At 72.6% G+C, this 24964-nt stretch carries 22 protein-coding genes; 16 read left to right on the forward strand and 6 right to left on the reverse strand.

The window, feature by feature from the left end; genetic code table 11:
• Positions 1-58 precede the first annotated feature (58 nt).
• The 4 genes from QSK22_RS20910 to QSK22_RS20925 all read left to right on the forward strand — a co-directional run bounded on the left by QSK22_RS20910 (position 59) and on the right by QSK22_RS20925 (position 6944).
• Positions 59-1681 carry an alkaline phosphatase D family protein gene (locus QSK22_RS20910; protein WP_502872345.1) on the forward strand — a complete coding sequence of 541 codons (1623 nt, stop codon included), beginning with the start codon at positions 59-61 and terminating at the stop codon, positions 1679-1681.
• A 789-nt stretch (positions 1682-2470) separates the two neighbouring features.
• On the forward strand, positions 2471-3931 hold the full coding sequence (locus QSK22_RS20915) for a sigma-70 family RNA polymerase sigma factor (RefSeq protein WP_285495952.1): 1461 nt from the start codon (positions 2471-2473) through the stop codon (positions 3929-3931).
• A 487-nt stretch (positions 3932-4418) separates the two neighbouring features.
• Positions 4419-6167 (forward strand): NYN domain-containing protein, encoded by a 1749-nt coding sequence (locus tag QSK22_RS20920; protein WP_285495953.1) that lies wholly within the window; start codon positions 4419-4421, stop codon positions 6165-6167.
• A 96-nt stretch (positions 6168-6263) separates the two neighbouring features.
• Entirely contained in the window at positions 6264-6944 is a 681-nt protein-coding gene (locus tag QSK22_RS20925) for a tetratricopeptide repeat protein (RefSeq protein WP_285495954.1), read from the forward strand.
• A gap of 4 nt (positions 6945-6948) precedes the next feature.
• Here the strand turns inward: QSK22_RS20925 and QSK22_RS20930 are convergent, their stop codons facing one another.
• Positions 6949-7449 (reverse strand): hypothetical protein, encoded by a 501-nt coding sequence (locus tag QSK22_RS20930; RefSeq protein ID WP_285495955.1) that lies wholly within the window; start codon positions 7447-7449, stop codon positions 6949-6951.
• 97 nt (positions 7450-7546) lie between these two features.
• On the opposite strand from QSK22_RS20930, the gene pyrE reads away from it, so the two are divergent.
• Positions 7547-8083: an orotate phosphoribosyltransferase gene (gene pyrE / locus QSK22_RS20935; RefSeq protein ID WP_285495956.1), complete on the forward strand. Its 537-nt coding sequence runs from the start codon at positions 7547-7549 to the stop codon at positions 8081-8083.
• 82 nt (positions 8084-8165) lie between these two features.
• On the opposite strand, the gene QSK22_RS20940 is transcribed toward pyrE, so the two are convergent.
• Both QSK22_RS20940 and QSK22_RS20945 read right to left on the reverse strand, forming a co-directional pair.
• Entirely contained in the window at positions 8166-8576 is a 411-nt protein-coding gene (locus QSK22_RS20940; protein WP_285495957.1) for a hypothetical protein, read from the reverse strand.
• A 72-nt stretch (positions 8577-8648) separates the two neighbouring features.
• The gene (locus QSK22_RS20945) at positions 8649-9368 is read right to left on the reverse strand and encodes a DedA family protein (protein WP_285495958.1); all 720 of its coding nucleotides are present in this window, start codon (positions 9366-9368) and stop codon (positions 8649-8651) included.
• 336 nt (positions 9369-9704) lie between these two features.
• Here QSK22_RS20945 and fbaA point away from each other — a divergent pair, with 336 nt between their 5' ends.
• The 3 genes from fbaA to QSK22_RS20960 all read left to right on the forward strand — a co-directional run bounded on the left by fbaA (position 9705) and on the right by QSK22_RS20960 (position 11827).
• The gene (gene fbaA, locus QSK22_RS20950; protein WP_285495959.1) at positions 9705-10727 is read left to right on the forward strand and encodes a class II fructose-bisphosphate aldolase; all 1023 of its coding nucleotides are present in this window, start codon (positions 9705-9707) and stop codon (positions 10725-10727) included.
• Positions 10728-10805: 78 nt separating this feature from the next.
• Positions 10806-11252: a winged helix-turn-helix transcriptional regulator gene (locus QSK22_RS20955; protein WP_285495960.1), complete on the forward strand. Its 447-nt coding sequence runs from the start codon at positions 10806-10808 to the stop codon at positions 11250-11252.
• Positions 11253-11302: 50 nt separating this feature from the next.
• The gene (locus QSK22_RS20960; protein ID WP_285495961.1) at positions 11303-11827 is read left to right on the forward strand and encodes a GNAT family N-acetyltransferase; all 525 of its coding nucleotides are present in this window, start codon (positions 11303-11305) and stop codon (positions 11825-11827) included.
• Positions 11828-11865: 38 nt separating this feature from the next.
• Here QSK22_RS20960 and QSK22_RS20965 read toward each other — a convergent pair whose 3' ends face one another.
• Entirely contained in the window at positions 11866-12771 is a 906-nt protein-coding gene (locus tag QSK22_RS20965) for a LysR family transcriptional regulator (RefSeq protein WP_285495962.1), read from the reverse strand.
• A gap of 177 nt (positions 12772-12948) precedes the next feature.
• On the opposite strand from QSK22_RS20965, the gene QSK22_RS20970 reads away from it, so the two are divergent.
• From QSK22_RS20970 to QSK22_RS20985, 4 genes are all read left to right on the forward strand, one after another.
• Positions 12949-13863, forward strand: coding sequence for an SDR family oxidoreductase (locus QSK22_RS20970; RefSeq protein ID WP_285495963.1), 915 nt, complete (start codon positions 12949-12951; stop codon positions 13861-13863).
• 69 nt (positions 13864-13932) lie between these two features.
• On the forward strand, positions 13933-14352 hold the full coding sequence (locus tag QSK22_RS20975) for a DUF3151 domain-containing protein (protein WP_285495965.1): 420 nt from the start codon (positions 13933-13935) through the stop codon (positions 14350-14352).
• 166 nt (positions 14353-14518) lie between these two features.
• Entirely contained in the window at positions 14519-15802 is a 1284-nt protein-coding gene (locus tag QSK22_RS20980; protein WP_285495967.1) for an adenylosuccinate synthase, read from the forward strand.
• A gap of 114 nt (positions 15803-15916) precedes the next feature.
• On the forward strand, positions 15917-16861 hold the full coding sequence (locus tag QSK22_RS20985) for a glycerophosphodiester phosphodiesterase family protein (RefSeq protein WP_285495968.1): 945 nt from the start codon (positions 15917-15919) through the stop codon (positions 16859-16861).
• Here the strand turns inward: QSK22_RS20985 and corA are convergent.
• Complete coding sequence (gene corA, locus QSK22_RS20990) at positions 16812-17882, reverse strand: magnesium/cobalt transporter CorA (protein WP_285495969.1); 1071 nt, start codon at positions 17880-17882, stop codon at positions 16812-16814. The genes QSK22_RS20985 and corA overlap by 50 nt on opposite strands.
• Positions 17883-18454: 572 nt before the next feature.
• Here corA and purD point away from each other — a divergent pair.
• The 3 genes from purD to QSK22_RS21005 all read left to right on the forward strand — a co-directional run bounded on the left by purD (position 18455) and on the right by QSK22_RS21005 (position 21967).
• Positions 18455-19708, forward strand: coding sequence for a phosphoribosylamine--glycine ligase (purD, locus tag QSK22_RS20995; protein WP_285495970.1), 1254 nt, complete (start codon positions 18455-18457; stop codon positions 19706-19708).
• Between the two features lie 50 nt (positions 19709-19758).
• Positions 19759-21081, forward strand: a complete 1323-nt coding sequence (gene purB, locus QSK22_RS21000; RefSeq protein ID WP_285495971.1) for an adenylosuccinate lyase — start codon at positions 19759-19761, stop codon at positions 21079-21081.
• 61 nt (positions 21082-21142) lie between these two features.
• Positions 21143-21967 carry an MOSC domain-containing protein gene (locus QSK22_RS21005; protein WP_285495972.1) on the forward strand — a complete coding sequence of 275 codons (825 nt, stop codon included), beginning with the start codon at positions 21143-21145 and terminating at the stop codon, positions 21965-21967.
• Positions 21968-21973: 6 nt separating this feature from the next.
• On the opposite strand, the gene QSK22_RS21010 is transcribed toward QSK22_RS21005, so the two are convergent.
• Positions 21974-23044 carry a suppressor of fused domain protein gene (locus QSK22_RS21010; RefSeq protein WP_285495973.1) on the reverse strand — a complete coding sequence of 357 codons (1071 nt, stop codon included), beginning with the start codon at positions 23042-23044 and terminating at the stop codon, positions 21974-21976.
• 301 nt (positions 23045-23345) lie between these two features.
• Between QSK22_RS21010 and murA the strand changes: the two genes are divergently transcribed.
• A complete protein-coding gene (gene murA / locus QSK22_RS21015) occupies positions 23346-24632 on the forward strand; it encodes a UDP-N-acetylglucosamine 1-carboxyvinyltransferase (protein WP_285496103.1) in 1287 nt (428 codons plus the stop codon).
• The last annotated feature ends 332 nt before the right edge of the window (positions 24633-24964 follow it).

Consider the following 24964-nt stretch of genomic DNA (forward strand, 5'->3'; position numbering starts at 1 on the left):
ACGCGGATCGAGCGGAATGATGGACGTTGGCCATCCCCCGTTCGATAGAGAGCCGACTATGACCGCCTTGGTACTCGGGCCCCTGCTCAGGCACGTGAGCGAACGGACCGCCACCGTCTGGGTGGAGACCGACGCCCCCTGCGAAGTGCGCGTCGTGTCACGGGAACACGGCGTGGACGCCGCAGCGCGGACGTTCACCCTGCACGGGCACCACTACGCCATCGTCGACGTCGACAACCTGGAGCCCGGCTCGACGGTGCCGTACGAGGTGACGTTCGACGGTGAGACGGTGTGGCCGGAGCCCCGGTCCACGTACCCGCCGAGCGTCATCCGCACGATGGCGCGCGAACCCGAAACGCTGAAAATCGCGTTCGGGTCGTGCCGCCGCTCCCCCGACAAGGCCAACCGGCACGGGCTGGACGCGCTGTCGGCCTACGGGCACGTCATGGCGAGCGGCGGCGAGCGGCCCGACGTGCTGCTGATGGTCGGCGACCAGGTGTACGCCGACGAGCTGAGCGACGAGATGCGCGCGTTCATCGCGCAGCGCCGCAAGCCCGGCCAGGAGCCCTACGACGAGCTGGCCGACTTCGAGGACTACACCTACCTGTACCGGCTGGCGTGGCGCGAGGACCCGGCCGTGCGCTGGCTGCTGTCCACCGTCCCCACCTACACGGTCTTCGACGACCACGACATCCGGGACGACTGGAACACCTCCTACGCGTGGCGGCAGCAGATGGAGGCCACGCCGTGGTGGCGCGACCGGATCATCGGCGGCATCGGCTCGTACTGGATCTACCAGCACCTGGGCAACCTGTCGCCGGAGGAGCGCGCGGCCGACCCGGTGTACAAGGCGGTGGTGGCGGCGTCCGAGAACGGCGGCGACGGCGGCGAGATCCTGGACGAGTTCGCCGACCGGGCCGACCGCGACCCGGCGTCCGCGCGCTGGAGCTACGCGCACGACTGGGGCGGCACCCGCCTGATCGTCGTGGACAGCCGCTGCTCCCGGCTGCTGACCTCCGAGCGCCGCGGCATGCTGGACGACGAGGAGTTCCGCTGGCTGGACGAGCAGTGCCAGGGCGACCGCGACCACCTGCTGATCGCCAGCTCGCTGCCGTACCTGCTGCCGCGGACCATCCACAACGCCGAGAACTGGAACGAGGCGATGGCGGAGGGCGCCTGGGGGCAGAAGGGCGCGTGGATCGCCGAACGGATGCGGCAGGCGGCCGACCTGGAGCACTGGGCCGCGTTCAACGCCTCGTTCCGCCTGGTGGCCGAGGACGTGCTCGCGGTGGCGCGCGGCGAGCGCGGCGCCGCCCCGGCGAGCATCTCGTTCCTGTCCGGCGACGTCCACTACTCCTACCTGGCGCGGGTCACCTCCCCGGACACCCGGTCGACGATTTCGCAGATCGTGTGCTCACCGTTCCGCAACCAGCTGCAGGGCACGATCCGATGGGCCAACAAGGTCGCCGCCGTGCCGGGCACGGCGTGGGCGTTCCGGCTGCTGGCGCGGCTTGCCAGGGTCGCCCCGCCGCCGCTGCGGTGGCGCGTCACCGAGGGGCCGTGGTTCGACAACGCGATCGCGACGGTGCAGCTGTCGGGCCGGGAGTGCCGGGTGCGCTGGCGCACACCCCGCACCGAGACCGAGCTGTCCGAGCTGCGCGACGTCCAGCTCACGGGCTGACCACGGCCGCGCCGGGGGCTGCGTCCGTCCCGCCCCCTCCGACGGGACGGACGCCTCCCACCGGGCCATCGGCGCCTGCCCCGCCCCCTCTTCGGGGCACCGACGACACGATGGCGCCTGCGCGGTCACGGGACGGCCGCGGCCTTTCCGTCCACCGCGGCCCCGGACCCCGGACCGTCAACCTTCTGAGGCCCCGAGACGTGCCCGCCCCGCGGCGAACGGGGCGGGCCGGCCTCCCATGACCGGTTCGACGCTGATGGCTTCGCCGCCGATCGCCCCATTTCCGCCCAGTTCGCCATCGACCGATTCACCCCGCGCCGCCGGGACGGCCGAACCCGCACGCGTCCTCCTCACGGGTGCGGGCCGCGAACGAGCCGGGGCGGTATGTCCCGGTGAGTAGGGCGCACGGCGGCGTGTCTCGTGTCGGTCGGTGTGAACGTTCGTCCGCTGTTGAGGGCGGCGCGCAAAGCGCTCGCCGCCGCGCGGGGCTGACGTCGCCGGACCGGCGGGGTGCCCGCGTGCTTTCTCCGCATGTGTCGCCGCGCATCTCCTGGCCGGGGGCCTCATGCCGTCTCCGCTCGCCGTCTCGCTTCATTCGCCCGGAGGACCGGTCACCGGCGGACGTCCGCCGGTGCACCATCGCCGATACAGACGGCGAAACCGTTGGGTCATGACGCGGTTTGCGGAAACATCTCGCGCGACTTTACGTGTCTGCAAAGTCACGATAAGTATCCGGTGAAGCGGAGCGGCCCCGGCAGGGGGCCGCCTCGATCGGCCCGGGAGGTTCTCGTGAGCGATGCCGCGTCGCCGGAGCCCGCCGCGACGGAGGCGAGCGACGCGGCCCTCATCTCGCGCATCCGCGCCGGGGACATGTCGGCCTACGCGCAGCTGTACGAGCGGCACCTGGCCGCCGCCCGGACCCTGGCGCGGCACCTGATCGGCGCCGACGCCGCCGAGGACGTCGTGCAGGACGCCTTCGCCAAGGTCCTGGACGTGCTGCGCCGCGGCGGCGGGCCACGCTCGGGGTTCCGCCCGTACCTGCTCACGGCGGTCCGCCGCACCGTCTACGACCGGTACCGGGGCGAGCGGCGGCTGCAGTCCACCGACCAGATCGAGATGTACGACACGGGTGTCCCGTTCGTCGATCCGGCGCTGGAGGGGCTGGAGCGCTCGATGATCGCGCGGGCGTTCCGGTCGCTGCCCGAGCGCTGGCAGACGGTGCTGTGGCACACCGAGGTCGAGGGCGCCAAGCCGGCCGAAGTGGCGCCGCTGCTCGGTCTCACCCCCAACGGGGTGGCGGCGCTGGCGTACCGGGCGCGGGAGGGGCTGCGCCAGGCGTACCTGCAGATGCACCTGCCCAGCGCGCCCGCCGCCCCGCTGGACGCAGAGTGCCGCGCGACGCTGGACAAGCTGGGCCCGTACGTGCGCGGCGGCCTGCCGCGGCGCGAGTCGCGTCTTGTCGGCCGCCACCTGGACGGCTGCGAGCGCTGCAAGGCGATCTACGCGGAGATGACCGTCATCAACTCGGCGCTGCGCGATGTCATCGGCCCGCTGTTCCTGGGCACGGCGACCGCCGCGTATATCGGCGCCGCCAAGGGCGGGTCGGTGTTGGGCGGTGTTCTCGGCCGGTTGTGGCGGCTGAAGAGGCGGTGGAGGACGCTCGGCGGCGGGACGGCGGCGGTCCTGGCGGCGCTGGTCGGGCTCGTGCTGGTGCTGATGTCGGGAAGCGCGCCGATCCGACCGGCGCCCGGGCCGCCCACCCGGTCTCCTTCTCCCGTATTGCCGAGAAAGGCACCGAAGTCGCCCGCCGCCCAGCCGCCGCCCGCGGCGACGGCCAGTGCCCCGTACGGCCTCATGCGCGACGGCCTGCCCGCCCGATTCGCCGCCGGCGGCACCCGCGTCGTCCACGCGGGCAACGCGCTGCTCACCTGCGACCGCTCCCACTCCGGCTGCCGCCGCGCACTGCGCCGCGAGGGCGACCGCCGCGACAGCGACCGGTGGCGGATGCGCCGCCTGGACGAGGACGGCTCACCCGCGACGAAGGCGTCGAGCGCGGCCCGGGTGCGGCTGCCCGGGCGACCCGGCCGCGTCGGCGCGGTGGCCGGGGAGGGCGACGCGGCCCTGCCCGGCGATCGGCTGCTGCTGGTCGGACGTCCGCTCACCCCCCGCGTCGGGCGACCGGGATCCCCCGGAATGTCCTGGACGGCTCCGCGGACGGCGCGCTCGGCCGGGCTCTGTCCTTCGGGATAGATGTCGATGTCTTCCCGGCGTTTCTCCGTCGCGCCGGGACGGTGACCTTCGCCACCTGGCGGGACGCCTGCCTGCCGGAGTCGTGACCGTCGCCGCGCCCTTCCCCGGTTAACTTCTGGTTACCGACACCCCACGGCTGAACCGCGAAGCCGATTCTTCTCGTAAAGATCATGCGGATGCATTATGGACAGACCGGAACGGCTGGTAGCGTCGCGCGCTGATCGTCCGCGGAAGCCGGGTGGGGTGGCCGACCGCCGGATTCGCCGCCGCGCGGGCTCGCGCCCGACCACCCGTCGTGAAAGAGTGGCGAATCGCCGTATGGGCTTACGTGGCCAGCGGCCTTCACTACGCTATAGGCGCCGGGTCATTTCCGCGGCTCACGTCCGGGCGAGCAGGCAAGGGCGGCCATCCGAGATGGTCACCCCGAACAACCTGACCGTGCAGTGGGTCACCGGAGAGGTCCCGAGTTGAGGAAAGGCGGTGCCGCATGGATCGCTGCGCGCTGTTCGTGGACGCCGGCTATCTGCTGGCGGACGGCGCCATGGCGGTGCACGGCACCCGCCATCGGGAGACCGTTTCCTGGGACTTCGGCGGCCTGCTGCAGCTGCTGGGCGGCCTCGCCCGCGAGCGCACCGGCCTGCCGCTGCTGCGCTGCTACTGGTACGAGGCGACGGTGGAGGGCCGCCGCTCCCCCGAGCACGAGGCGCTGGCCGACCTGCCCGGGCTCAAGCTGCGCCTCGGCCGCATCCGCCCCGGCCGCCGCGAGGGCGTCGACACCGAGATCCACCGCGATCTGATGACGCTGGCCCGCAACGGCGCGCTGGCCGACGCGGTGATCGTCAGCGGTGACGAGGATCTCGCCCAGGTCGTCGCGGACGCGCAGGACCTCGGCGTCCGGGTCACCGTGGTGCATGTGGCGGTCGACGGCAACTGGACCATCTCGCGGGTGCTGCGCCAGGAGTGCGACGACCTCATCGAGCTCGCGGCCGGGCAGCTGCGCCCGTACGTGAACCTGCTGGCGGGCGTGGAGTCGGGCACGGGCTCGTCGGGCCTGCCCGCCGGGCCGCTGTCCAACGGGCACGGCACCGGCTCGGGCGCGGGCGGCGCGCTCGGCCCGCTGCGGAGCGTCTCGCCCGGCGGTCCGCCGCCCGCCACGCCGCTCACCGGACCGCCGCAGCTGACCGGCCCGTCGTCGGGGCCGTCGTCCGGCGTGGGCCCGGGGTCCGGCAGCGGATCGGGGTCGTCGTCGGGCGGTTACGGTCTCGGCTCGTCCTCCGGCATGGGCTCCTCCGGGGCGGGCTCGTCGGGGGTGGGCTCGTCGTCGCCCATCGGTTCGTCTTCCATCGGCTCGTCCTCCGGCATCGGGTCGTCGTCCGGCATCGGCGCGAGCGGCGGCTCGGCATCCGGAATGGGGTCGGGCATCGGTTCCGGCATCGGCGCCAAACCCGGCTCCTCCGACTCCGGCTCGGGCCCGCCCGCGCTCGGCCCGGGGTCGGGCATCGGCTCCGGCTCGGGCATCGGCTCCGGCTCGGGCATCGGCTCCGCCTCCGGGCTCGATTCCTCCTCCGGCATCGGCTCGGCGTCCGGCTCGGCGTCCGGGGCGGGGTCGGGCATCGGCTCGGGCATCGGCGCCGCCAAACCCGGGGCCTCCGGCATCGGCTCGGGCTCCGGCCTGGGCTCGTCCGCGGCGTCCGGCCTCGGCTCGGGTTCCGACTTCGGCACGGGAGCGGGCGGCTACACCCCCGGGTCCGTGCCGGGAGCGCCGCCGCCGTCGCCGTCCACCACCGGTCCCCTGCAGTCGGCACCGCCCGCACCCGCCCCCACCGCGCAGACCACGGCCCCGCAGAACACCGCCGCCCCGCAGAACACCACCGGCCCGCAGTACATCCCGTCGTCCTCGGCCGGGCAGCCGACCGGGCCGTCCCAGCCGGTCGGCCCGTACACCGGCCCGCAGCAGATCGCGCCGGTGCCCGCCGTCCAGCAGAACACGCCCACCCTGGCCGACGCGGTGAAGGCGGCGCACCAGGAGGGGCAGGACTTCGGCGAGTCGGTCGCCCGCGACGCGCCCGCGCTGTGGCTGGAGGCGGTGCTGGCCCGCAAGCCGCGCATGCCCTCCGACCTGGAGGCCCGCCTGCTGCAGGGCTCCTCGCTGCCGATCGACTTCCTGCTGCACGACGAGGTCCGGCACGCGCTGCGCCGCGGCTTCTGGGACGCCCTCGAACGCTCCCGCCGCTGAGCCGCCGCGGCGGAATCCTTCGCCGAACATGTAGATAACTCACGATCATCCGTGATTCACCCGCTTCGCTCGCCGGGTGACGGGTAGCGTTGAAGTGTGACCCATGTGACGGAAGACGATCTCGACGACCTGGAGTTCGACACCCTGCGCACGGGCGACCACGTCAGCGCGGCGCGGCGGCTCGCCGAGCTCGCCGAATCGGTGTCGGGCGGGGTGTCACGCGCCAAGGTGCTGCTGCGCGCGGGGGAGCAGTGGCAGCACGCGGGCCGTCACGACAAGGCGGCCGAGTCCTACCGCATGGCCATCGAGGACGGCGGCGAGACCTACGGCGACCCGCGCGCCTACCTGGCCGACGCGCTGTTCGAGCTGGGCCGCGTCGACGAGGCCCGCAAGCTGGTCGAGGAGATCCGCGCCGACGACCCGCGCGACCCGGAGGTCTACCGGGCGGTCGCGGAGGTGCTGTACGCCCAGGGCGACGCCGCGGGGGCGCACGAGTGGGCCACCAGGGGCGTCGACGTGGTGCTCGCGCTGCGCGACCGGGCGGTCGGCACCGGCATGGGCGCGGGCTCCGACGCGGCGACCGCGGGCAAGGCCGTCGTCGCCGGCACGGCGCCCGACCGGGCCGGCGACGAGCCCGGCCCCGAGGACGTGGCCATCGCCGAGGACAGCCTGGAGGCCCTGCTGCGGCTGCGCTACCGCGCCCGCGTCGACCTCGGCCGCCCGGAGGACGACTACGACGCCCTCCTGGACGACCTGCTGAAGAACAACGGCAACTGAACGCTCACAGCGCGGCGATCAGCTCGCCGAGAGCCTGCGCGACGCCGGTCGGCGGTGCCTGCTCCATGACGGTCCAGCCGCGCAGCCGCGCTTCGCGCATCGCCCGGTCGTGCTCGCCGCGCGCCGACCGGGTGCGCAGATAGCCGCACGGCGCCTCCGGCCAGTCGGGCGGCATCGGCACGCCGTGGGCGTGGGCCTGCGGACGCGGCAGTTCGGCGTCGACGAAGACGTACCCGCCGATCTTGCGGTGCGCGGCCCGCTGCGCCAGCGCGACGCCCGGCAGCAGCGGCCCCGCCGCGCCGTGCCCGGCCAGCACCAGCGGCGGGGACGGCGCCGTTGCGGCGATGATGAGCGACGCCCGCGCCACGTACCGGGGGCCGTCCTCGCCCTGCACGTCGGGTGCGACCACGTCCAGCCCGTACGAGCGCAGCGCCTCGGGCAGGTCGCCCCATATGTCGGCGGTGGCGTGCGGGGTGTGCAGCAGCACGAGGGTCCCCGGCGTCATCGCTCCACCTCCCACGGCCTCGTGGCGGGTCCCCGCAACGCTACACGGGACGGCGCGGCCATGAGGGCACGGAACGGCACCAATAGGGTGGGGGGCTGTGAGCGATCGTGATGACCTGCTGAAAGAGATCAAGGACCGGGCCGTCGTGCACGGCGACTTCGTGCTGTCGTCCGGGCAGCGCGCGTCCTGGTACGTGGACCTGCGCCGGGTCACCCTGTCCGGCCGGGTGGCGCCGCTGGTCGGCCGCGTCATGCTGGACGCGACCGCCGACCTGGACTACGACGCCGTCGGCGGGCTCACGCTCGGCGCCGACCCGGTGGCCACGGCCATGCTGCACGCCGCCGCGGCCCGCGGCCGGGAGCTGGACGCGTTCGTGGTCCGCAAGCAGGGCAAGGCGCACGGCCTGCAGCGCCGCATCGAAGGCCCGGACGTGGCGGGCCGCCGCGTGCTGGCCGTGGAGGACACCTCCACCACCGGCAACTCCGTGCTGACGGCCGTGCGGGCGCTGCGCGAGGCGGGCGCGGAGGTCGTCGCCGTGGCCACGATCGTCGAGCGCGGCGCGGCCGAGGCCATCGCCGCCGAGGGGCTGGAGTACCGCCACCCGTTCGTCCTGGCCGATCTGGGCGTCTCCTGAGGGCGGGCGCACGCGGGTACGGCGGACGGCGCCCGGGCGCACCGGGCGCCGTCCGCGACGCTGCTCACCTCCCGAGCGAGGGTCACCCCTTGGCGGGCACGAACCAGTTCTTGCGCACCCCGGCCGTTGCGCGGGGCTGCTGACGGCCGTAGATGAGCACCTCGACGGCACCGCCGTCCGCCGCGACCACCTGCAGGGGAGCCTTGTCGTACTGGCGTTCCTCGCCGGTGTTCAGCACGCCCTGCTGCAGCACCTCGCCGGTCTCCGGCATCGTCACGACCACCTTGGTGGGCGCTCCGACGACCCGGATGACCAGGGGGGTGGCGGAGGCGCTCTGCGACGTGGCGCTGCTGGTGGGGGTGGACTCCGCAGTGCCGGGCGTGCCGGCGGTGTCGGCCGTGACGGCCGCGCCCGGGGGGGCGCCCTGGCTGTCGGAGTTCAGCGCGTTCACCAGCGCGACCCCGCCGACGACGAGAAGCGCTAATGCCAGCATCACGGCCACGGCCGCGATCAGTATGCGCGCAAGACCCCGAGGGTCCGACCGATGACGTCCCACATGGGGAGGTTAGCGATAAGTGTCACTGCTGAGCGACGGACGTGACTCTTCAGACCCATTCTTATTCGTTCCGTGGCCCCCTCCCCGCCGCATCTCCAGGATGATCGGAATGACCGACAGCACCAGGATGACCGCCACGCCCGGCAGGATGTACCGCTCGATGTCCGGAATGCTGGTGCCGAGGAAGTGGCCCGCCAGGAACATGGCGTCGGTCCACAGCACGGCCCCCACGGCGTTCCAGACCAGGAAGCGGCGGGACGACATGGCCAGCATCCCGGCCAGCGGGTTGAGGAAGGTCCGCACGATGGGGATGAAGCGGGCCAGCACCACCGCGCGCGCCGGGCCGAACCGGTTGAAGTAGTACTCGGCCTTGTGCACCCACTCCTGGCGGAACACCCTGGAGTCGGGGCGGTCGAACAGCCGCCGGCCGAACCGGGCGCCGAGCCAGTGCCCGAGCTGGGCGCCGGCGATCGCGGCGATCGGGCCGCCGATCAGCAGCCAGGGCAGCGACAGCGGCTGGAACTGCTCCCCGTTGACCTCGGTGACCGCGGTCAGGATCCCCGCCGTGAACAGCAGCGAGTCGCCCGGCAGCAGGCAGCCGATGAGCAGCCCGGTCTCGGCGAAGATGATGGCGAGCACGCCGATCGTCGCGAAGGTGCCGAACAGCTGCAGCCACGCGGTGGGGTGCAGCCACTCGGTGATGCTGGAGGTGATGAGCGCCAGATCCACGCACCGAGACTATCGGCCGCCAGGTAGGCGCGTCGTAAACATGGCTCGGTCCCTTCCGGAAGGGCACTGTTGTCCCCGCAGATCACGGGGCATACCCCGGGCACGGCGGCGGCGGGCGGCGCCCGGTGACATCCCGGTGGGCCCCCACTGCTGGCCTGACCCGGAAAATTGGAGATACTGACTGCTGTGGCGCCCGTCGGTCCGCGGACCGGGCGGAGACTCGGCACGGTGGCCGACGCGTCACGCCCGGCCTTTCCGTTGTAGGGGCCCAGCCTGCGACGCGGTCCACACGGCCGGATGCCCGGCGGCACCATCGCGTGAGAAAGGACGCTCACCATGCCCATCGCGACCCCAGAGGTCTACGCGGAGATGCTCGACCGTGCCAAGCAGGACGGTTTCGCCTACCCCGCGATCAACGTGACCTCCAGCCAGACGCTGAACGCGGCGCTGCGCGGCTTCGCCGAGGCGGAGAGCGACGGAATCATCCAGGTGTCGACGGGGGGCGCCGAGTACCTGTCGGGTGCCACGGTCAAGGACATGGTCGTCGGCGCCACCGCCCTGGCCGAGTACGCCCGGGTGGTCGCCGAAAAGTACCCCGTCAACATCGCGTTGCACACCGACCACTGCCCGAAGGAGAAGCTGGACGGCTTCATGCGTCCGCTGGTCAAGATCTCCCAGGAGCGGGTGGCGCGCGGCCAGGAGCCGCTGTTCCAGTCGCACATGTGGGACGGGTCGGCCGTCCCGCTGGACGAGAACCTGGCGATCGCCGCCGAGCTGGTGGAGGAGTGCGCCAAGGCCCGCGTGATCATGGAGATGGAGATCGGCGTCGTCGGCGGTGAGGAGGACGGCATCGTCGGCGAGATCAACGAGAAGCTCTACACCACGCCCGAGGACGCCCTGGCGACCGCCGAGGCCGTCGGGCTGGGCGAGAAGGGCCGCTACATCCTGGCCGCCACGTTCGGCAACGTGCACGGCGTCTACAAGCCCGGGCACGTCAAGCTGCGTCCGGAGGTGCTCAAGGAGATCCAGGACGCGGTGGGCGCCAAGTACGGCAAGGAGCGGCCGTTCGACCTGGTGTTCCACGGCGGCTCGGGGTCCAGCCTGGAGGAGATCCGGCAGGCGGTGTCGTACGGCGTCGTCAAGATGAACATCGACACCGACACCCAGTACGCCTTCACCCGTCCGATCGCCGCGCACATGTTCACCAACTACGACGGCGTCCTGAAGGTGGACGGCGAGGTCGGCAACAAGAAGAAGTACGACCCGCGGTCCTACGGCAAGGCCGCCGAGGAGGGCATGGCCAAGCGGGTGGTCGAGGCCTGCGAGCACCTGCTGTCGGCCGGCAAGAAGATCAAGTAACGCCTTCTTCGCGGACCCCCGGGCGGCGCCGCGCCGTCCGGGGGTCCGTTGCGTCACGCAACGTCTTACGCTGGGAGCGTGCTGCCGCGCACCTACGAATCGCAGAACTGCTCGGTCGCCCGCGCCCTGGAGGTGGTGGGCGACCGCTGGACGCTGCTGATCATCCGCAGCGCCTTCGAGGGCGTGCGCCGCTTCGACGACCTCCAGGACGCCCTCGGCATCGCCCGCAACGTCCTCACCGACCGGCTCACCCGGCTGTGCGCGGAGGGCGTGCTGCGCCGCGTCCGCTACCAGGAGCGCCCCGACCGCTTCGAGTACCGGCTCACCCGCAAGGGCGTCGAGCTGTGGCCCGCGGTGATGAGCCTGCTGCTGTGGGGCGACCGCCACTACGCCCCCGACGGGCCGCCCGTCATCGTCGCCCACCGCGGCTGCGGCGGCAGGCTGACCGCCCGCCTCGCCTGCGACGCCTGCGGCGCCGCCCTCGGCCCCGGGGACGTCGAGGCCCACCGCGGCCCCGGCGGCTGACCGCTCACCCAGTTGCGTGACGCAACCCAGCCGCGGTCCAATAAAGTTTCATGACACAACTCATGGTGGCCAGCCCCCGGTTCACCGGCCCGGCCAGCGTGGACGACGTGCGCATCCGCCCGTACGGCGCCCACGACGAGCAACGCCTTCTGCGCATGGCCCGGCGGCTGTCCCGCCGCAGCCTCTACCACCGCTTCTTCGCCGGTGTCCCGCACCTGCCCGACGGCTACGTCCGCTCCCTGCGCACCCTGGACCACTGGGACCGCGAGGCGGTCGCCGCCGTCCTGGACGGCGAGCTGATCGGCATCGCCGAGTACGTCCGCGACACCGCCCGCCCCTGCCACGCCGACCTGGCCGTCCTGGTGGCCGACGCCTGGCAGCGCCACGGCCTGGCCCGAATCCTGGTCACCTGCCTCGCCGAACTGGCCCTGCGCCGCCGCATCACCGTCTTCCGCGCCGACCTGCTCCTGGAGAACCGGGAGGCCCTGGCCGCCCTGCGCACCATGTGGGCCACCGCCCACCCCACCTGGAGCGGCAACACAGCCCGCTTCCACCTCCCCCTGACCCCCTCCTGAGGCGGCGGCGCCATGGGGGCAGCGGTCGTGGCGGCGGGTCAGTGGTCCCGGGGTTGGATCGGGGCGGTCAGGTGGGATCGGGCGTATTTGCGGAAGGCGGCCACCAGGCGGCTGCGGTCGTCGGCGCGGGTGGCGAGGACGACGTGGCTGGGCTCCACGCCTTCCAGAGGGATCGCGGCGAGGTCGGGGCGGAAGCTGTGGGCGCGGGCGTCGACGGAGATGGCCACGGCCTGGCCGGCGGCCACGATCTCGATCTTGTCCTCGATGTCGTCGATGATCGGGCCGTCGGGGGCCGGGCGTCCGCCGGGGCGCGGTTCGAGGCGCCAGAAGGCCATCCAGGCGGCGTCCGAGTCGCGCACCCGGGGCAGGGGTTCGTCGGCGATGTCGTCCAGCGTGACGGACTCCTTGCCCGCCAGGCGGTGGTCCAGCGGGACGAGGACCACCCGGGGCTCGTCGTACAGCACCGTCACGTGCAGCTGGTCGGTGGGGAACGGCAGCCGGGTCACCACCGCGTCCACGCGGTGGTCGAGCAGGGCGTCGCGAGGTTCGTTCCAGCGCAGATGCGTGGTGCGGACGTCGGCGTCCGGGTGGCGGTGGCGCAGCTCCCGCACGGCCGGAGTGACGATGATGCCCGCGGTGTAGCCGATGGTGATGCGGCTGGGCCGGGCGGCGGCGCGGGTGCGGGCCGCGGCCTTGGCGGCCGCGCGCAGCAGCTCCTCGGCCAGCGGGAGGAACACCTCGCCGGCCTCGGTGAGCCGGGTGCCCCGGGGGGTGCGGTCCAGCAGGCGGGCGCCCATCTGCTGTTCGAGGCGGCGGATCTGGCGGCTCAGGGACGGCTGGGTGACGTGGAGGGCCTCGGCGGCGCGGCCGAAGTGCCGATGTTCGGCGACGACGGTGAAGCACCGCACCAGCCGCAGATCGAGATCGACCGGGGCGGACGGCATGCCCCTTAGCGTAGCCACCCTCCGGAACTGCAGTGATACGCCGGACGTATCGCGATTTGCGAAACATTCATTGGACCGGGGAGGGGCGGCGCCGCAAGGTGGAAGCACCGGCCCGGCACCGCTCGCAAGTGCCGCATCGGGGCCGGTTCCCATTTCCTGTGCCACTGGAGTTCGATCATGCGTGTCTTCGTCACGGGCGCGTCCGGTTTCATCGGCAGCGCCGTCGTCAGGGAACTGCTGGACGCGGGGCACCAGGTGCTCGGTCTCGCCCGTTCGGACAGGTCCGCCGCGGCGGTCGAGGCCGCGGGGGCCGAGGTGCACCGCGGCGACCTCGACGACCTCGACGGCCTGCGCGCCGGCGCGGCCGCCTGCGACGGTGTCATCCACACCGCCTTCGTCCACGACTTCGTCGACGACGCGGCCGGCGGGACGGACCAGTTCGCCGTCTACGCGGCGGCCGCCGACAAGGACCGGCTCGCCATCGAGGCGATGGGCGAGGCGCTCGCGGGATCCGGCCGGCCGCTCGTCGTCAGCTCGGGGACCGTGGGCGGCTCGGAGGCCGGCGTCCTGACGGAGGACACCGTTTTGAGCCGCGATCTGCCCCGGCTCTCGGAGCAGACCGCGCTGCCGTTCGCCGAGCGCGGCGTGCGCGCCTCGGCGGTCCGGCTCCCGACGGTGCACGGCAGGGGCGACCACGGCTTCGTCCCCCAGCTCATCCGCATCGCGCGGAAGCGGGGCGTCTCGGGTTACCCGGGCGACGGGTCCAACCACTGGGCCGCCGTGCACCGGCTCGACGCCGCGCGCCTGTTCCGGCTGGCCGTGGAGGCGGCGCCCGCCGGGACGCGGCTGCACGCGGTCGCCGAGGAGGGCGTGCCGGTCCGGGAGATCGCCGAGGCGATCGGACGGGGCCTGAACGTGCCGGTGACCTCCGTGCCCCTCGAGGCGGCCGACGAGCACTTCGGCATCCTCGGCCTGTTCTTCTCCCGGGACATCCGGGCCTCCAGCGAGCGGACCCGGAAGCTGATGGACTGGCGGCCCGAGCGTCCCGGGCTCATCGCCGATCTCGACGAGGGCCACTACTTCGACGAGTGAGCCCCTCCGGGGCGGCCTCCGGGCCGCCCCGGAGGCCGAGTTGATATGGGCGACCTGCTAACACTTACGATGAGCCGCATGACCCAGAACCTGCTCGGCGACCCGCCCCCCACCCACCTTCCGGACAACCCCGCTGCCCGCGAGGCGCTGGAGAGCGGCGTCGACCCGTTCGAGGTCGCCGCCCGTCACCCGGACTACCCCGCCGTGTGGGCCGAGCTCGCCGACCGCGCCTTCGCGCGGGGCGGCGTCATCGACTCCTACGCGTTCGCCCGCACCGGCTACCACCGCGGCCTCGACCAGCTGCGCCGGGCCGGCTGGAAGGGCCACGGGCCCATCCCGTGGGAGCACGAGGGCAACCGCGGGTTCCTGCGGGCCCTGCACGCCCTCGGCCGGGCCGCCGCGGCCATCGGCGAGGAGGACGAGGCCGAGCGGTGCCGGACCTTCCTGCGCGACAGCAGCGAGACGGCCGCCAAGGCACTGGCTTCCTGACCCCGTCCGCCACCTCATCCGCCCCGGGGGCCGCATCCGGCAAATGCGGCCGCTCCCGGCTGTGAGGTGCGTTTTCCTCTGTCACCGGCGGCGGGTACGATGCGATCGCAAGAGGCCCCTTCGCGCTTGCGACCAGGGGCCTTCGTCGTGGGAAGGAAAGATCGGCATGCCGGCCATCGTTCTTGTCGGAGCCCAGTGGGGAGACGAGGGCAAGGGCAAGGCCACCGACCTGCTCGGCGGTGACGTCGACTACGTCGTCCGCTACCAGGGTGGCAACAACGCCGGACACACCGTGGTCATCGGCGACGAGAGCTACGCGCTGCACCTGCTGCCATCGGGGGTGCTGTCCCCGGACGTGGTCCCGGTGATCGGCAACGGGGTGGTGATCGATCCGGCCGTGCTGCTGTCGGAGATCGACGGCCTGAAGGAGCGCGGCGTCTCCTGCGAGCGGCTGCTCATCTCCGCCAACGCGCACCTGATCATGCCCCACCACCGGGCGCTGGACAAGGTGACCGAGCGGTATCTGGGCAAGGCCCGCATCGGCACCACCGGCCGCGGCATCGGGCCGGCCTACGCCGACAAGATCAACCGCATGGGCATCCGGGTGCAGGACCTGTTCGACCCCAACATCCTCACCCAGAAGCTCGACCTGGCGCTGCGCGAGAAGAACCAGGTCCTCACCAAGGTCTACAACCGGCGCCGCATCGAGACCGGGCCGATCGTGCAGGAGTACGTCGAGTACGGCGAGCGGATCCGCCCGTACGTCACCGACACCGCGCTGGTGCTCAACAAGGCGCTGGACGAGGGCAAGGTCGTGCTGCTGGAGGGCGCCCAGGGCACGCTGCTGGACATCGACCACGGCACCTACCCGTTCGTGACGTCGTCGTCCCCCACGGCGGGCGGCGCGTGCGCCGGGTCCGGGCTCGGCCCCACGAGGATCACCAAGGTGATCGGCATCCTCAAGGCGTACACCACGCGGGTCGGCTCGGGGCCGTTCCCGACCGAGCTGCTGGACGAGCAGGGCGAGTACCTGCGCAAGACCGGCGGCGAGTACGGGGTGACCACCGGCCGCGACCGCCGCTGCGGCTGGTTCGACGCGGTGATCGCCCGCTACGCCACCCGGGTCAACGGCATCACCGACTACTTCCTGACCAAGCTGGACGTTCTGTCGGGCCTGGAGCGGGTGCCGGTGTGCGTGGCCTATGACATCGACGGCGTCCGGCACGACGAGATGCCGGCGTCGCAGACCGAGTTCCACCACGCCAAGCCGATCCTGGAGTACCTGGACGGCTGGCAGGAGGACATCAGCGGCGCCGAGACGTTCGCCGACCTGCCCAAGAACGCCCAGGCGTACGTGCGGGCCATCGAGGAGATGGCGGGCGCGCAGATCTCCGCGATCGGCGTGGGACCGGGCCGCGAGCAGACGCTGTCGCTGCGTCCGCTGGTCTGAGCGCCGCGTCCGCGATCGCAGAAAACGTCGGCCGGACGCCGTCTTACCAGCGGTTCGACGGTTTCTCACCGGTCGGCCACCGGGCGTTAGCGACCAGGCTGTAGCGTTCCACGCGTGATTTTCACCGGGGGAGCCGTCGAGCTCCACGGCCATCGGGGAGCACGGGGACTTCGACCGGAGAACACTCTGGCGGGTTTCGCGCACGCCCTGGAAATCGGCGTCGACGCCATCGAGCTCGACGTCGGCATCACCGCCGACGGCGTGGTGGTGCTGAACCACGACCAGGTGCTGTCCCCGGTGACACTGGCGGACACCGCGCCGGTGCATCCCGGCGACCCGATGTTCCCGTACGTGGGCAGGGCCATCCGCGATCTGACGCTGGCGCAGGTCAAGACGCTGGAGGCCGGGGTGCGCCGACCGCTGGACGACGACGACCCGTTCGTGCTGACGCAGCTTCCGACGCCGGGCACCGCCCTGCCGACGCTGGCCGAGGCCTGCGCGCTGCTGAGCGGCGCGTACGGCGTCGTTCTCGCCGTCGAGCTGAAGACGGACCCGAGCTGGCCGGACGCCGACGTGGAGCGCTTCACGGCCGCCGTCGCGGAGGTCCTGGCGGAGTACGGGCTGACGGGCCGCAGCCGCCTGCTGGCGTTCGACTGGCGGGTGCTGACGGCGGCGCGGCGGCACGCCCCCGCCGCCGGACGGGTCGCGCTGGTGGAGCGGCGCACGCTCGTGCCGGGCTCCCCGTGGCTGGCCGGGATGGCGCCCGACGACCCCGCCGGCAGCGCCCTGCGGATCGGCGCGACGGCGCTGTCACCCGAGCACCACCTGACCACGCCCGTGCTGGTGGACGAGGCGCAGACGCTGGCGCTTCCGGTGGTGGTGTGGACGGTGAACGAGCCGGCGGAGATGTCGCGGTTCATCGGCTACGGCGTGGACGCGATCGTCACCGACTACCCCGACCGGCTGCGCACCGTCCTCGCCGAGCACGGCCTGCCGCTGCCGAAGCCCATCACAGCCAGCCGTTGCGCCGGAAGCCCCGGTACAGCGACACACAGGTGACCGCGATGATCCCGAGGACCATCGGGTAGCCGTACTTCCACTTCAGCTCGGGCATGAACTCGAAGTTCATGCCGTAGATACCGGCGATCGCGGTGGGCACCATGAACAGCGCTCCCCATGCGGAGATGCGCCGCATGTCCTGGTTGTCGCCGACGGTCACCTGCGTCATGTGCGCCTGCAGGATCGGGTTGAGCAGCTCGTCGTAGGACTCGACCTGCTCGCGCACGCGGGTCAGGTGGTCCTCGACGTCGCGCAGGTACTCCTTGATCTCGGCGGGCACGAAGCGCCGACCGGACAGGTTGCGCAGCGGCCCGGCCAGCGGCCCGACGGCCCGCTTGAGCTGGATGACCTCGCGCTTGAGCCGGTAGATGCGGCGGGACTCGTCGCTGCGGTCGGGGGAGAACACCGCCTCCTCGACCTCGTCGATGTCGTCCTGGACGGCGTCGGCGACGCACACGTACGCGTCGACGACGCTGTCGGCGATGGCGTGCACGACGGCGGCCGGGCCGAGCGCCAGGCGCTCGGGGTTCTTCTCCAGGCGGCGCCGCACCGGGCCGAGCTCGCCGTGGGCGCCGTGCCGCACGGTGACCACGAAGTCGGCGCCGCAGAAGATCATGATTTCGCCGGTCTCCACGACCTCGGCGCCGCCGGGCTCGCGCCGCACGTACCCGACCGTCTTCATCACCAGGAAGTGGACGTCGTCATAGCGCTCCAGCTTGGGCCGCTGGTGGGCGTGGATGGCGTCCTCGACGGCCAGGGGGTGCAGGCCGAACACGTCGGCCAGGTCGGTCAGCTCGGCGGCGGACGGCTCGTGCAGCCCGACCCAGACGAAGCCGGCGCTGTCGCCGTCGGAGGTCAGGCGGCCGTCGCGGATGAGGCGGACGGCGTCGGCGACGGTGTCGGTGGAGACCCGGTTGCCGTCGATGTAGGCGGCCCAGTCGATCACCGCGGTGTCGCGGCGCGGGCCGTTGTCGGTGGAGGCGGACGCGTGCGGTCGTCCCCGCGTCCGGAAGAGGGACATTGTCGCGCGACCAGGACGGACCCTTGTCATGGCCATGAGGTGGCTCCTTACCCGCCGGCCACACGCGCGCAGCGCGCGCCCACCCGTGCGTCAGCGGGAAGAGCGCGCGAAGCCGGAGGCCGGACGCCAGGAAGAGGCGGTCGGACGAACAGTCGGCATCGGACTGTGAGGGAGTTCCGGCGTACTGCAAGGATCGCCAGGGCTCATCACGACCACCTCCCTTCACTCACGGCCGTCAGATCACAGCCTCGGTAGCGTACCAGCCGACATATAAGACGATGCGGGCAACGACTCGGTTGGCGCCGCGCGACGTGTTCGTGGTCACTCGCCCGGGAGGGCACGCCGGGCGCCGGGGCATGTGCATTACGCCCCCCCAAGACGCCCACACCATTATCGCAACGTCTGCGGCCTCGTGCGTATGCCCTGCACAAGGACAGCCGTTGAACTGCGCTTGACGGTTTCGCACCGAGCCTTAACTCGTCTCAACCCGTCTTAGCGCGCCTTCACCCGCACCGGTTCGACCGGCATCGCCCCGCGGTCGCCCCCCCGGCGGACGGCTAAGCTCGCGTGACGTGCGAGTACTCGTCCTTGGATCCGGCGGCCGTGAGCACGCGCTCGCCCGCGCCCTCAGCCTTGACCCCGCCGTCACCGCCCTGCACTGCGCGCCCGGCAACCCCGGCACCGCCGCGCTCGGCGACAACCACGCCCTGAACGCCACCGACCCCGCCGCCGTCGTCGAACTGGCCCGGCGGCTCCAGGCGGAGCTGGTGGTGGTCGGCCCCGAGGCCCCCCTGATGGCCGGGGTGGGCGACGCGCTGCGCGAGGCGGGCATCCCCTGCTTCGGCCCGGACCGCGCGGCCGCCCGCATCGAAGGGTCCAAGGCGTTCGCCAAGGAGGTCATGGCCGCCGCGGGCGTGCCGACCGCCGCGTCGCACGTCTGCGAGTCGGCGCAGCAGGCCGAGGCGGCGCTCGACGCGTTCGGCCCGCCGTACGTGGTGAAGGACGACGGCCTGGCCGCCGGCAAGGGCGTGGTCGTCACCGAGGACCGCGACGAGGCGCTGCGGCACGCCGCCGCGTGCGGGCGGGTCGTCATCGAGGAGTTCCTCGACGGCCCGGAGGTGTCGCTGTTCGCGCTGTGCGACGGCCGCAACGCCGTGCCGCTGCTGCCCGCGCAGGACTTCAAGCGCGCCTACGACGGCGGCAAGGGCCCCAACACCGGTGGCATGGGCGCGTACACGCCGCTGCCGTGGGCGCCCGCCGACCTGGTGGACGAGGTGATGGACGCGGTGGTGCGCCCCACCGTGACCGAGCTGCGCCGCCGTGAGACGCCCTACGTCGGCGTGCTGTACGCGGGGCTGGCGCTGACGTCCAAGGGCGTGCGGGTCGTGGAGTTCAACGCCCGGTTCGGCGACCCCGAGACGCAGGTCGTGCTGGACCGCCTGGCCACCCCCCTGGGCGGCCTGCTGCAGGCGTGCGCGACCGGCGGGCTCGACCCGGCCACGCGCCTGGAGTGGCGTCCGGGCGCCGCCGTGACGGTCGTGCTGGCGGCCGAGAACTACCCGGCGTCCCCGGCCAAGGGCGACGCGATCACGGGGCTGGAGGAGGCCGCCCAGGTGCCGGACGCCTACGTGCTGCACGCCGGCACGGCCGTCGGGCCCGACGGCGGGCTGGTGTCGGCGGGCGGCCGGGTGCTGAACGTCGTCGGCACCGGCGCGGACCTGACGCGGGCGCGCGAGCGCGCCTACGAGGCGCTCGGCCGGATCGGCCTGCGCGGCTCGCACCACCGCACCGACATCGCCCTGCAGGCCGCCGCCCAGTCCGGCTGAGGCCGCGCCCCAGGGCCCGGGCACCTCGCGCGACCTGCGAGAATCGTGGCGTGATCGAACGGTACACCCTTCCGGAGATGGGGCGCGTCTGGAGCGACGCGCACAAGTACGAGCTGTGGTGCAAGGTCGAGACCCTGGTGGTCGAGGCGCACGCCGCGGCGGGCACGATCCCGGCGGAGGTGGTCGAGCCGGTGCGCAACGCGCCGCCGCCCACCCCGGAGGCGGTGCACGAGATCGAGGCGGTCACCCAGCACGACGTGATCGCGTTCCTGTCGGCGTGGGCGGACAACACCGAGCCCCGCGAGGCGGCCCGGTACGTCCACTTCGGCATGACCTCCTCGGACCTGCTGGACACCGCGCTGGCCCTGCAGCTGGTGGAGGCCACCGACATCCTGCTGGCCAAGGCCGACACGCTGATCGCCACGCTGCGCGACCACGCCCTGGAGCACCGCGCCACGCTGCGCGTGGGCCGCACGCACGGCATCCACGCCGAGCCGGACGTGTGGGGGCACCGGGTCGCCGACTTCGCGTTCGGCATGGCGCGCTCGCGGGACCGGCTGCGCCGCGCCCGCGAGGCGGTCGGCGTGATGGCGATCTCCGGCGCGGTCGGCACCTACTCCAACATCGACCCGGCGATCGAGCGGCAGGTGGCCGAGCGGCTCGGGCTGCGTCCCGCCGACGTGTCCACGCAGGTGGTGCTGCGCGACGGCATCGCCGAGTGGGCGTCCGCGCTGGCGATCATGGCGACGGTGTGCGAGGCGATCGCGCTGGAGGTGCGGCACGGGCAGCGCACCGAGGTGCGCGAGCTGTGGGAGCCGTTCGGCAAGGGGCAGAAGGGCTCCTCGGCCATGCCGCACAAGAAGAACCCGATCATCTCCGAGCGGCTGGCCGGGCTGGCGCGGGTCGTCCGGGCGCAGATCGTGCCGGTGCTGGAGGGCATCCCGCTGTGGCACGAGCGCGACATCTCGCACTCCTCCACCGAGCGGATCGCGCTGCCGGACGCGTCCATCGCGCTGGACTACATGCTGCACCTGACCAACCGGCTCATGTCCGGGCTGGTGGTGGACGCCGACCGGATGCGGGCCAACCTGGAGTCGACCGGCGGGCTGATCTACACCTCCACGGTGCTGCTGGAGCTGGTGGAGATGGGCATGTCGCGCGACGACGAGGCCTATCCGCTGGTCCAGAAGGCCGCCATGGAGACCTGGCAGACGGGCGTGCCGTTCCGCGAGACGCTGCGCAAGCACGCCGCCGCCTGGAACGATGGGGCGGGGCTGGCCCTGGACGAGGCGCGGCTGGACGAGGTGTGCCGCCCCGAGCGGTTCGTCGAGCGCCTCGGCCCCGTCTTCGACCGCCTGGCGGACCTCACCTGATCCGCACCGAGCGCGCACCGCGCACCGGCCCGGGGCGCGCGCAGCATCCCTAGGAGTCGCCGTGACGCTACCCGCGCGGGGGGAGGAACACCCCCGTGGAGTGCTCACCGAGCTGAACGTCTACCCGTTCAAGAGCGGCCGTGGCACGTCCCTGCACACCGCCGAGCTGACCCCCACGGGGCTGCCGCACGACCGGGAGTTCATGCTCGTCACCCCCGAGGGGCGTTTCCTGTCGCAGCGGGACCTCCCCCGGATGGCCCTGCTGCGGCCGTCCTACGACGGGGTGGTGCTGACCGTGGAGTTCGCCGATCCCGCGGCCGGGGTCGCGCCGCTCGTCCACAAGGCCGTGGCCGACGGGCCGGTGCGCGAGGTGTACGTGCACCGGTCCGCCTGCGAGGGGATCGACCAGGGCGACGAGGCGGCCGCCTGGTTCTCGGCGGTGCTCGGCACCGACTGCCGCATGGTGCGCTTCACCGGCCACCGGGCGACCTCGCGGGGCGACGGCCGGGTGGCGTTCGCCGACGCCTACCCGCTGCTGGTGATCTCCGCCGAGTCGCTGGCGGACCTGAACGCGCGGCTGGCCGAGCCGCTGCCGATGAACCGGTTCCGGCCCAATCTGGTGATCGAGGGGCTGGGCGCGTTCGCCGAGGACTCGGTGCGGCTGCTGCGGGTGGGGCCGACGGTGATCGAGCTGGTCAAGGCGTGCGCCCGCTGCGTGATCACCACCACCGACCAGGACACCGGCGTACGCGGACGCGAGCCGCTGCGCACCCTCGCGTCCTACCGGACCATCGGTCGCGGCATACGCTTCGGCCAGAACGGCGTACCGCGAACCCTGGGCACCCTGACGGTCGGCGACCCCGTCGAGGTCTTGGCGGCACGGTAGCGGCCGTCAGCCGACGACCCGGCCGGTCGCCTCGCCCGAGCGCGAGTCGCGGATGACCGACCGCTCGACGTCGATCACCAGGCCGGGCAGGGACGGCACCGTCCGGCGGCCCGCCTCGGCGGGCAGGGCGGCGGCCAGGTCGTCCAGCACGGCCTCCAGTTCGGCCTCGGGGACGGTGATCGCCAGCGCCTCGTCGTCGATCTCCACGGCGGAGTAGGCGTCGCCGGGCCGGAACCACAGCCGCGCGTCGGTCCCCTGGACGATCAGGTCGCGGCCGTACGGCAGGCGGCGGCGCAGCGCCTCGGCGATGGACGGGGCGGGCAGCGCGCCCAAGCGGATCGTGACCGCGTCGGCCTCCCGGGTCCAGCCCACGACGTCCACGAACACCGCGCCTTGGCTGGAACCGTCGCGCGCGGCGCCCTGCCGCACGGCCTCGGCCACGTCCGGGACCGCCATCAGCGAGGCCCGCTCGATGTCGGTGACGAACAGCGGCAGGTGCGGGCTCAGCGCTTCCAGCAGCGATTCGGTGTTCCAGCTGCGGGCCGCCTCGTATTCGTCGTAGGCGAGCCCGACCACCTGCAGGAATTCCACGCGGCCGTGCGGTGTGGAGATCGCGCCGAGTTCCGGGTCTCGGACGAACGCGGCGGCGCGGATCGCGGTGTCGTCGCGGTCGGCGGCGATCGGGCCGTTGAGGTCGATGTGGTGCCCGGTCTCGAACCAGTTGCCCGATTGGAACACGTACCGGCCGAGGTTCTGCAGGAAGTTGGCCGGCCAGACCGGCGGCTCGGCGTCGGCGGGCTCGGCGGGGTCACGCGCCAGCCGGAAGGTGAACTCGAAGCCCCAGCCCGATTCGTCGGGATTGTCGGATTGCTTCTCGTAAAGCTCGGTCATCCCGTAGGAAACGTAATGCCAATGCGGGACCGGGTCGTCGCGCCGATAGGCGCTGATGCCGTCGAGCGGGTCGGGTCCGCCGAGCGCCCACTTGATGATCGCCCCCCAGTGGTAGGGCTCGGTATCGCCGTAGATTCGGGCGAGTGCACTGTCGATCGCATCCCAGCCGGGGGAAGTTTCATCCATAGACCGTCACCTTAGTCCGACATGGGGGACACGTTACGGCGAAACAGGAGACCCTGGGAGCACTCGATCCGAACCCTGGGGGCCGACGTGCGATCTAACGAAGTGACCGGCGGAACGAGGTCCCCGGTCCGGACGTCTCAGGGGCGTCACGGTGGTTTACTTGGGCGCGCCGACGCACAGGGACACCGTCCGGCGCCTTCGGCGCACCACCCCCGTCTCCACCTGCGGGGGGCGGGCGGGCCGGTCACACATGCCTCACGACACACCGTTTTCGCAGCTAAAGGAGTCAGTCGGGATGACCATGGGCCACGAGGTCCGCTACCGCGTCAGCGGCGGGCGGCGACTGCACGGCACCGTCTTCATCCAGGGCGCCAAGAACGCCGTCCTGCCGATGATCGGCGCCTCGCTGATGGCCGCCACGGGCCGCACGGTCCTGCGCAACGTCCCGATCATCGAGGACGTGCGGCGCGCCGTCGAACTGGCCCGGGCCGTGGGCGCCAAGGCCGAGCTGCACGAGGCCGAGCGCACCCTGGTGATCGACGCGTCCCGGTTGGACAGCCCGGTGCTGCCGGCCGACATCGCCTCCCGTTTCCGTGGTTCGTTCCTGTTCGTCCCCGCGCTGCTGCACCGGCTCGGCGAGGCGGTGATCGAGGGCGTGGGCGGCTGCAACCTGGGCAGCCGCAACCTGGACTTCCACTACAACGGCTTCAAGCGGCTCGGCGCCACCGTCACCGAGCAGATGGACGGCGGCGGCAACGGGATCATCCACATCAAGGCCGGCGACATGCGCGGCGGCACGCTGTACTGCGACACGCCGTCGCACACCGGCACGGAGAACCTGATCATGGCTGCGGCGCTGGCCCGCGGCACCACGCTGATCAAGAACGCCGCGCTGGAGCCGGAGGTGCTCGACCACATCGCGCTGCTGCAGGCCATGGGCGCCCGCATCAGCGGCGGCGGCACCGGCTTCATCACCGTGGAGGGCGTGGACGGGCTGAACGCCGTCGAGCACACCGTCATGCCCGACCGGATCGACGCGGGCGTGTTCGTCATGGCCGCCGCGATCACCGGGGGCGAGCTGAACCTGGTGGGCGCCTCGCTGGAGCACCTGGGCGTGGCCGCCGACAAGCTGGAGCAGATGGGCGTGGAGTTCCACCAGCAGGGCGCGGTGCTGCAGGTGCGCCGCGAGCGCCCGCTGCGGCCCATCAACGTCATCACCGACGAGTACCCCGGCTTCGCCACCGACCTGCAGTCGCCGATCATGGCGGTGTCCTGCCTGGCCGACGGCCAGTCCTACATCTACGAGCGGATCTTCGACGGCCGCTTCAAGCTGGCCGGCGAGCTGCGCAAGATGGGCGCCGACATCGAGGTCAACGGCAACCGCGCCAAGGTCAACGGCCCGCGTCCGCTGCGCGGCGCCGAGGTGCAGGCGCACGACCTGCGCTGCGGCAGCGCCCTGGTGCTGGCCGGGCTGGCCGCCGAGGGCGAGACCACCATCACCTCCGCCTACTACCTCGACCGCGGCCACGCCCACACCGCCGAGCGCCTGTCCCAGCTGGGCGCCGAGATCGTCCGCGAGACCCTCTGACCCGGGCCCCGGGTTCCGCCGGCCGCCCGCCCGCCTCAGCGCGGCGCGGGCGGTTTGCCTTTTCACCCGGTTTCCTCCCTGTCGTCGGCCTTCTCCGGGACGCTCCGGAGCCGCATGCGTTGTCAAGATCGCCAGTAACGTCGCCCGCTCTGAGCGACGTCCTTACTGATCCGCTGCAACTCAGTCACGACCGTAACAAATTCACCGACATAGCCACCTGACACGACCGCGTTCACGCAGGGTAAGGGTAGCGGTACACAGAAGGGAAGTGTCAGCGGATCGTCGCCCGAACCGCCTCAGGACGGCTGACCAACGGGCGGAGGGGCGCCGCC

The sequence above is a fragment of the Actinomadura sp. NBRC 104425 genome (assembly GCF_030269545.1).
Lineage (GTDB): Bacteria > Actinomycetota > Actinomycetes > Streptosporangiales > Streptosporangiaceae > Spirillospora > Spirillospora keratinilytica.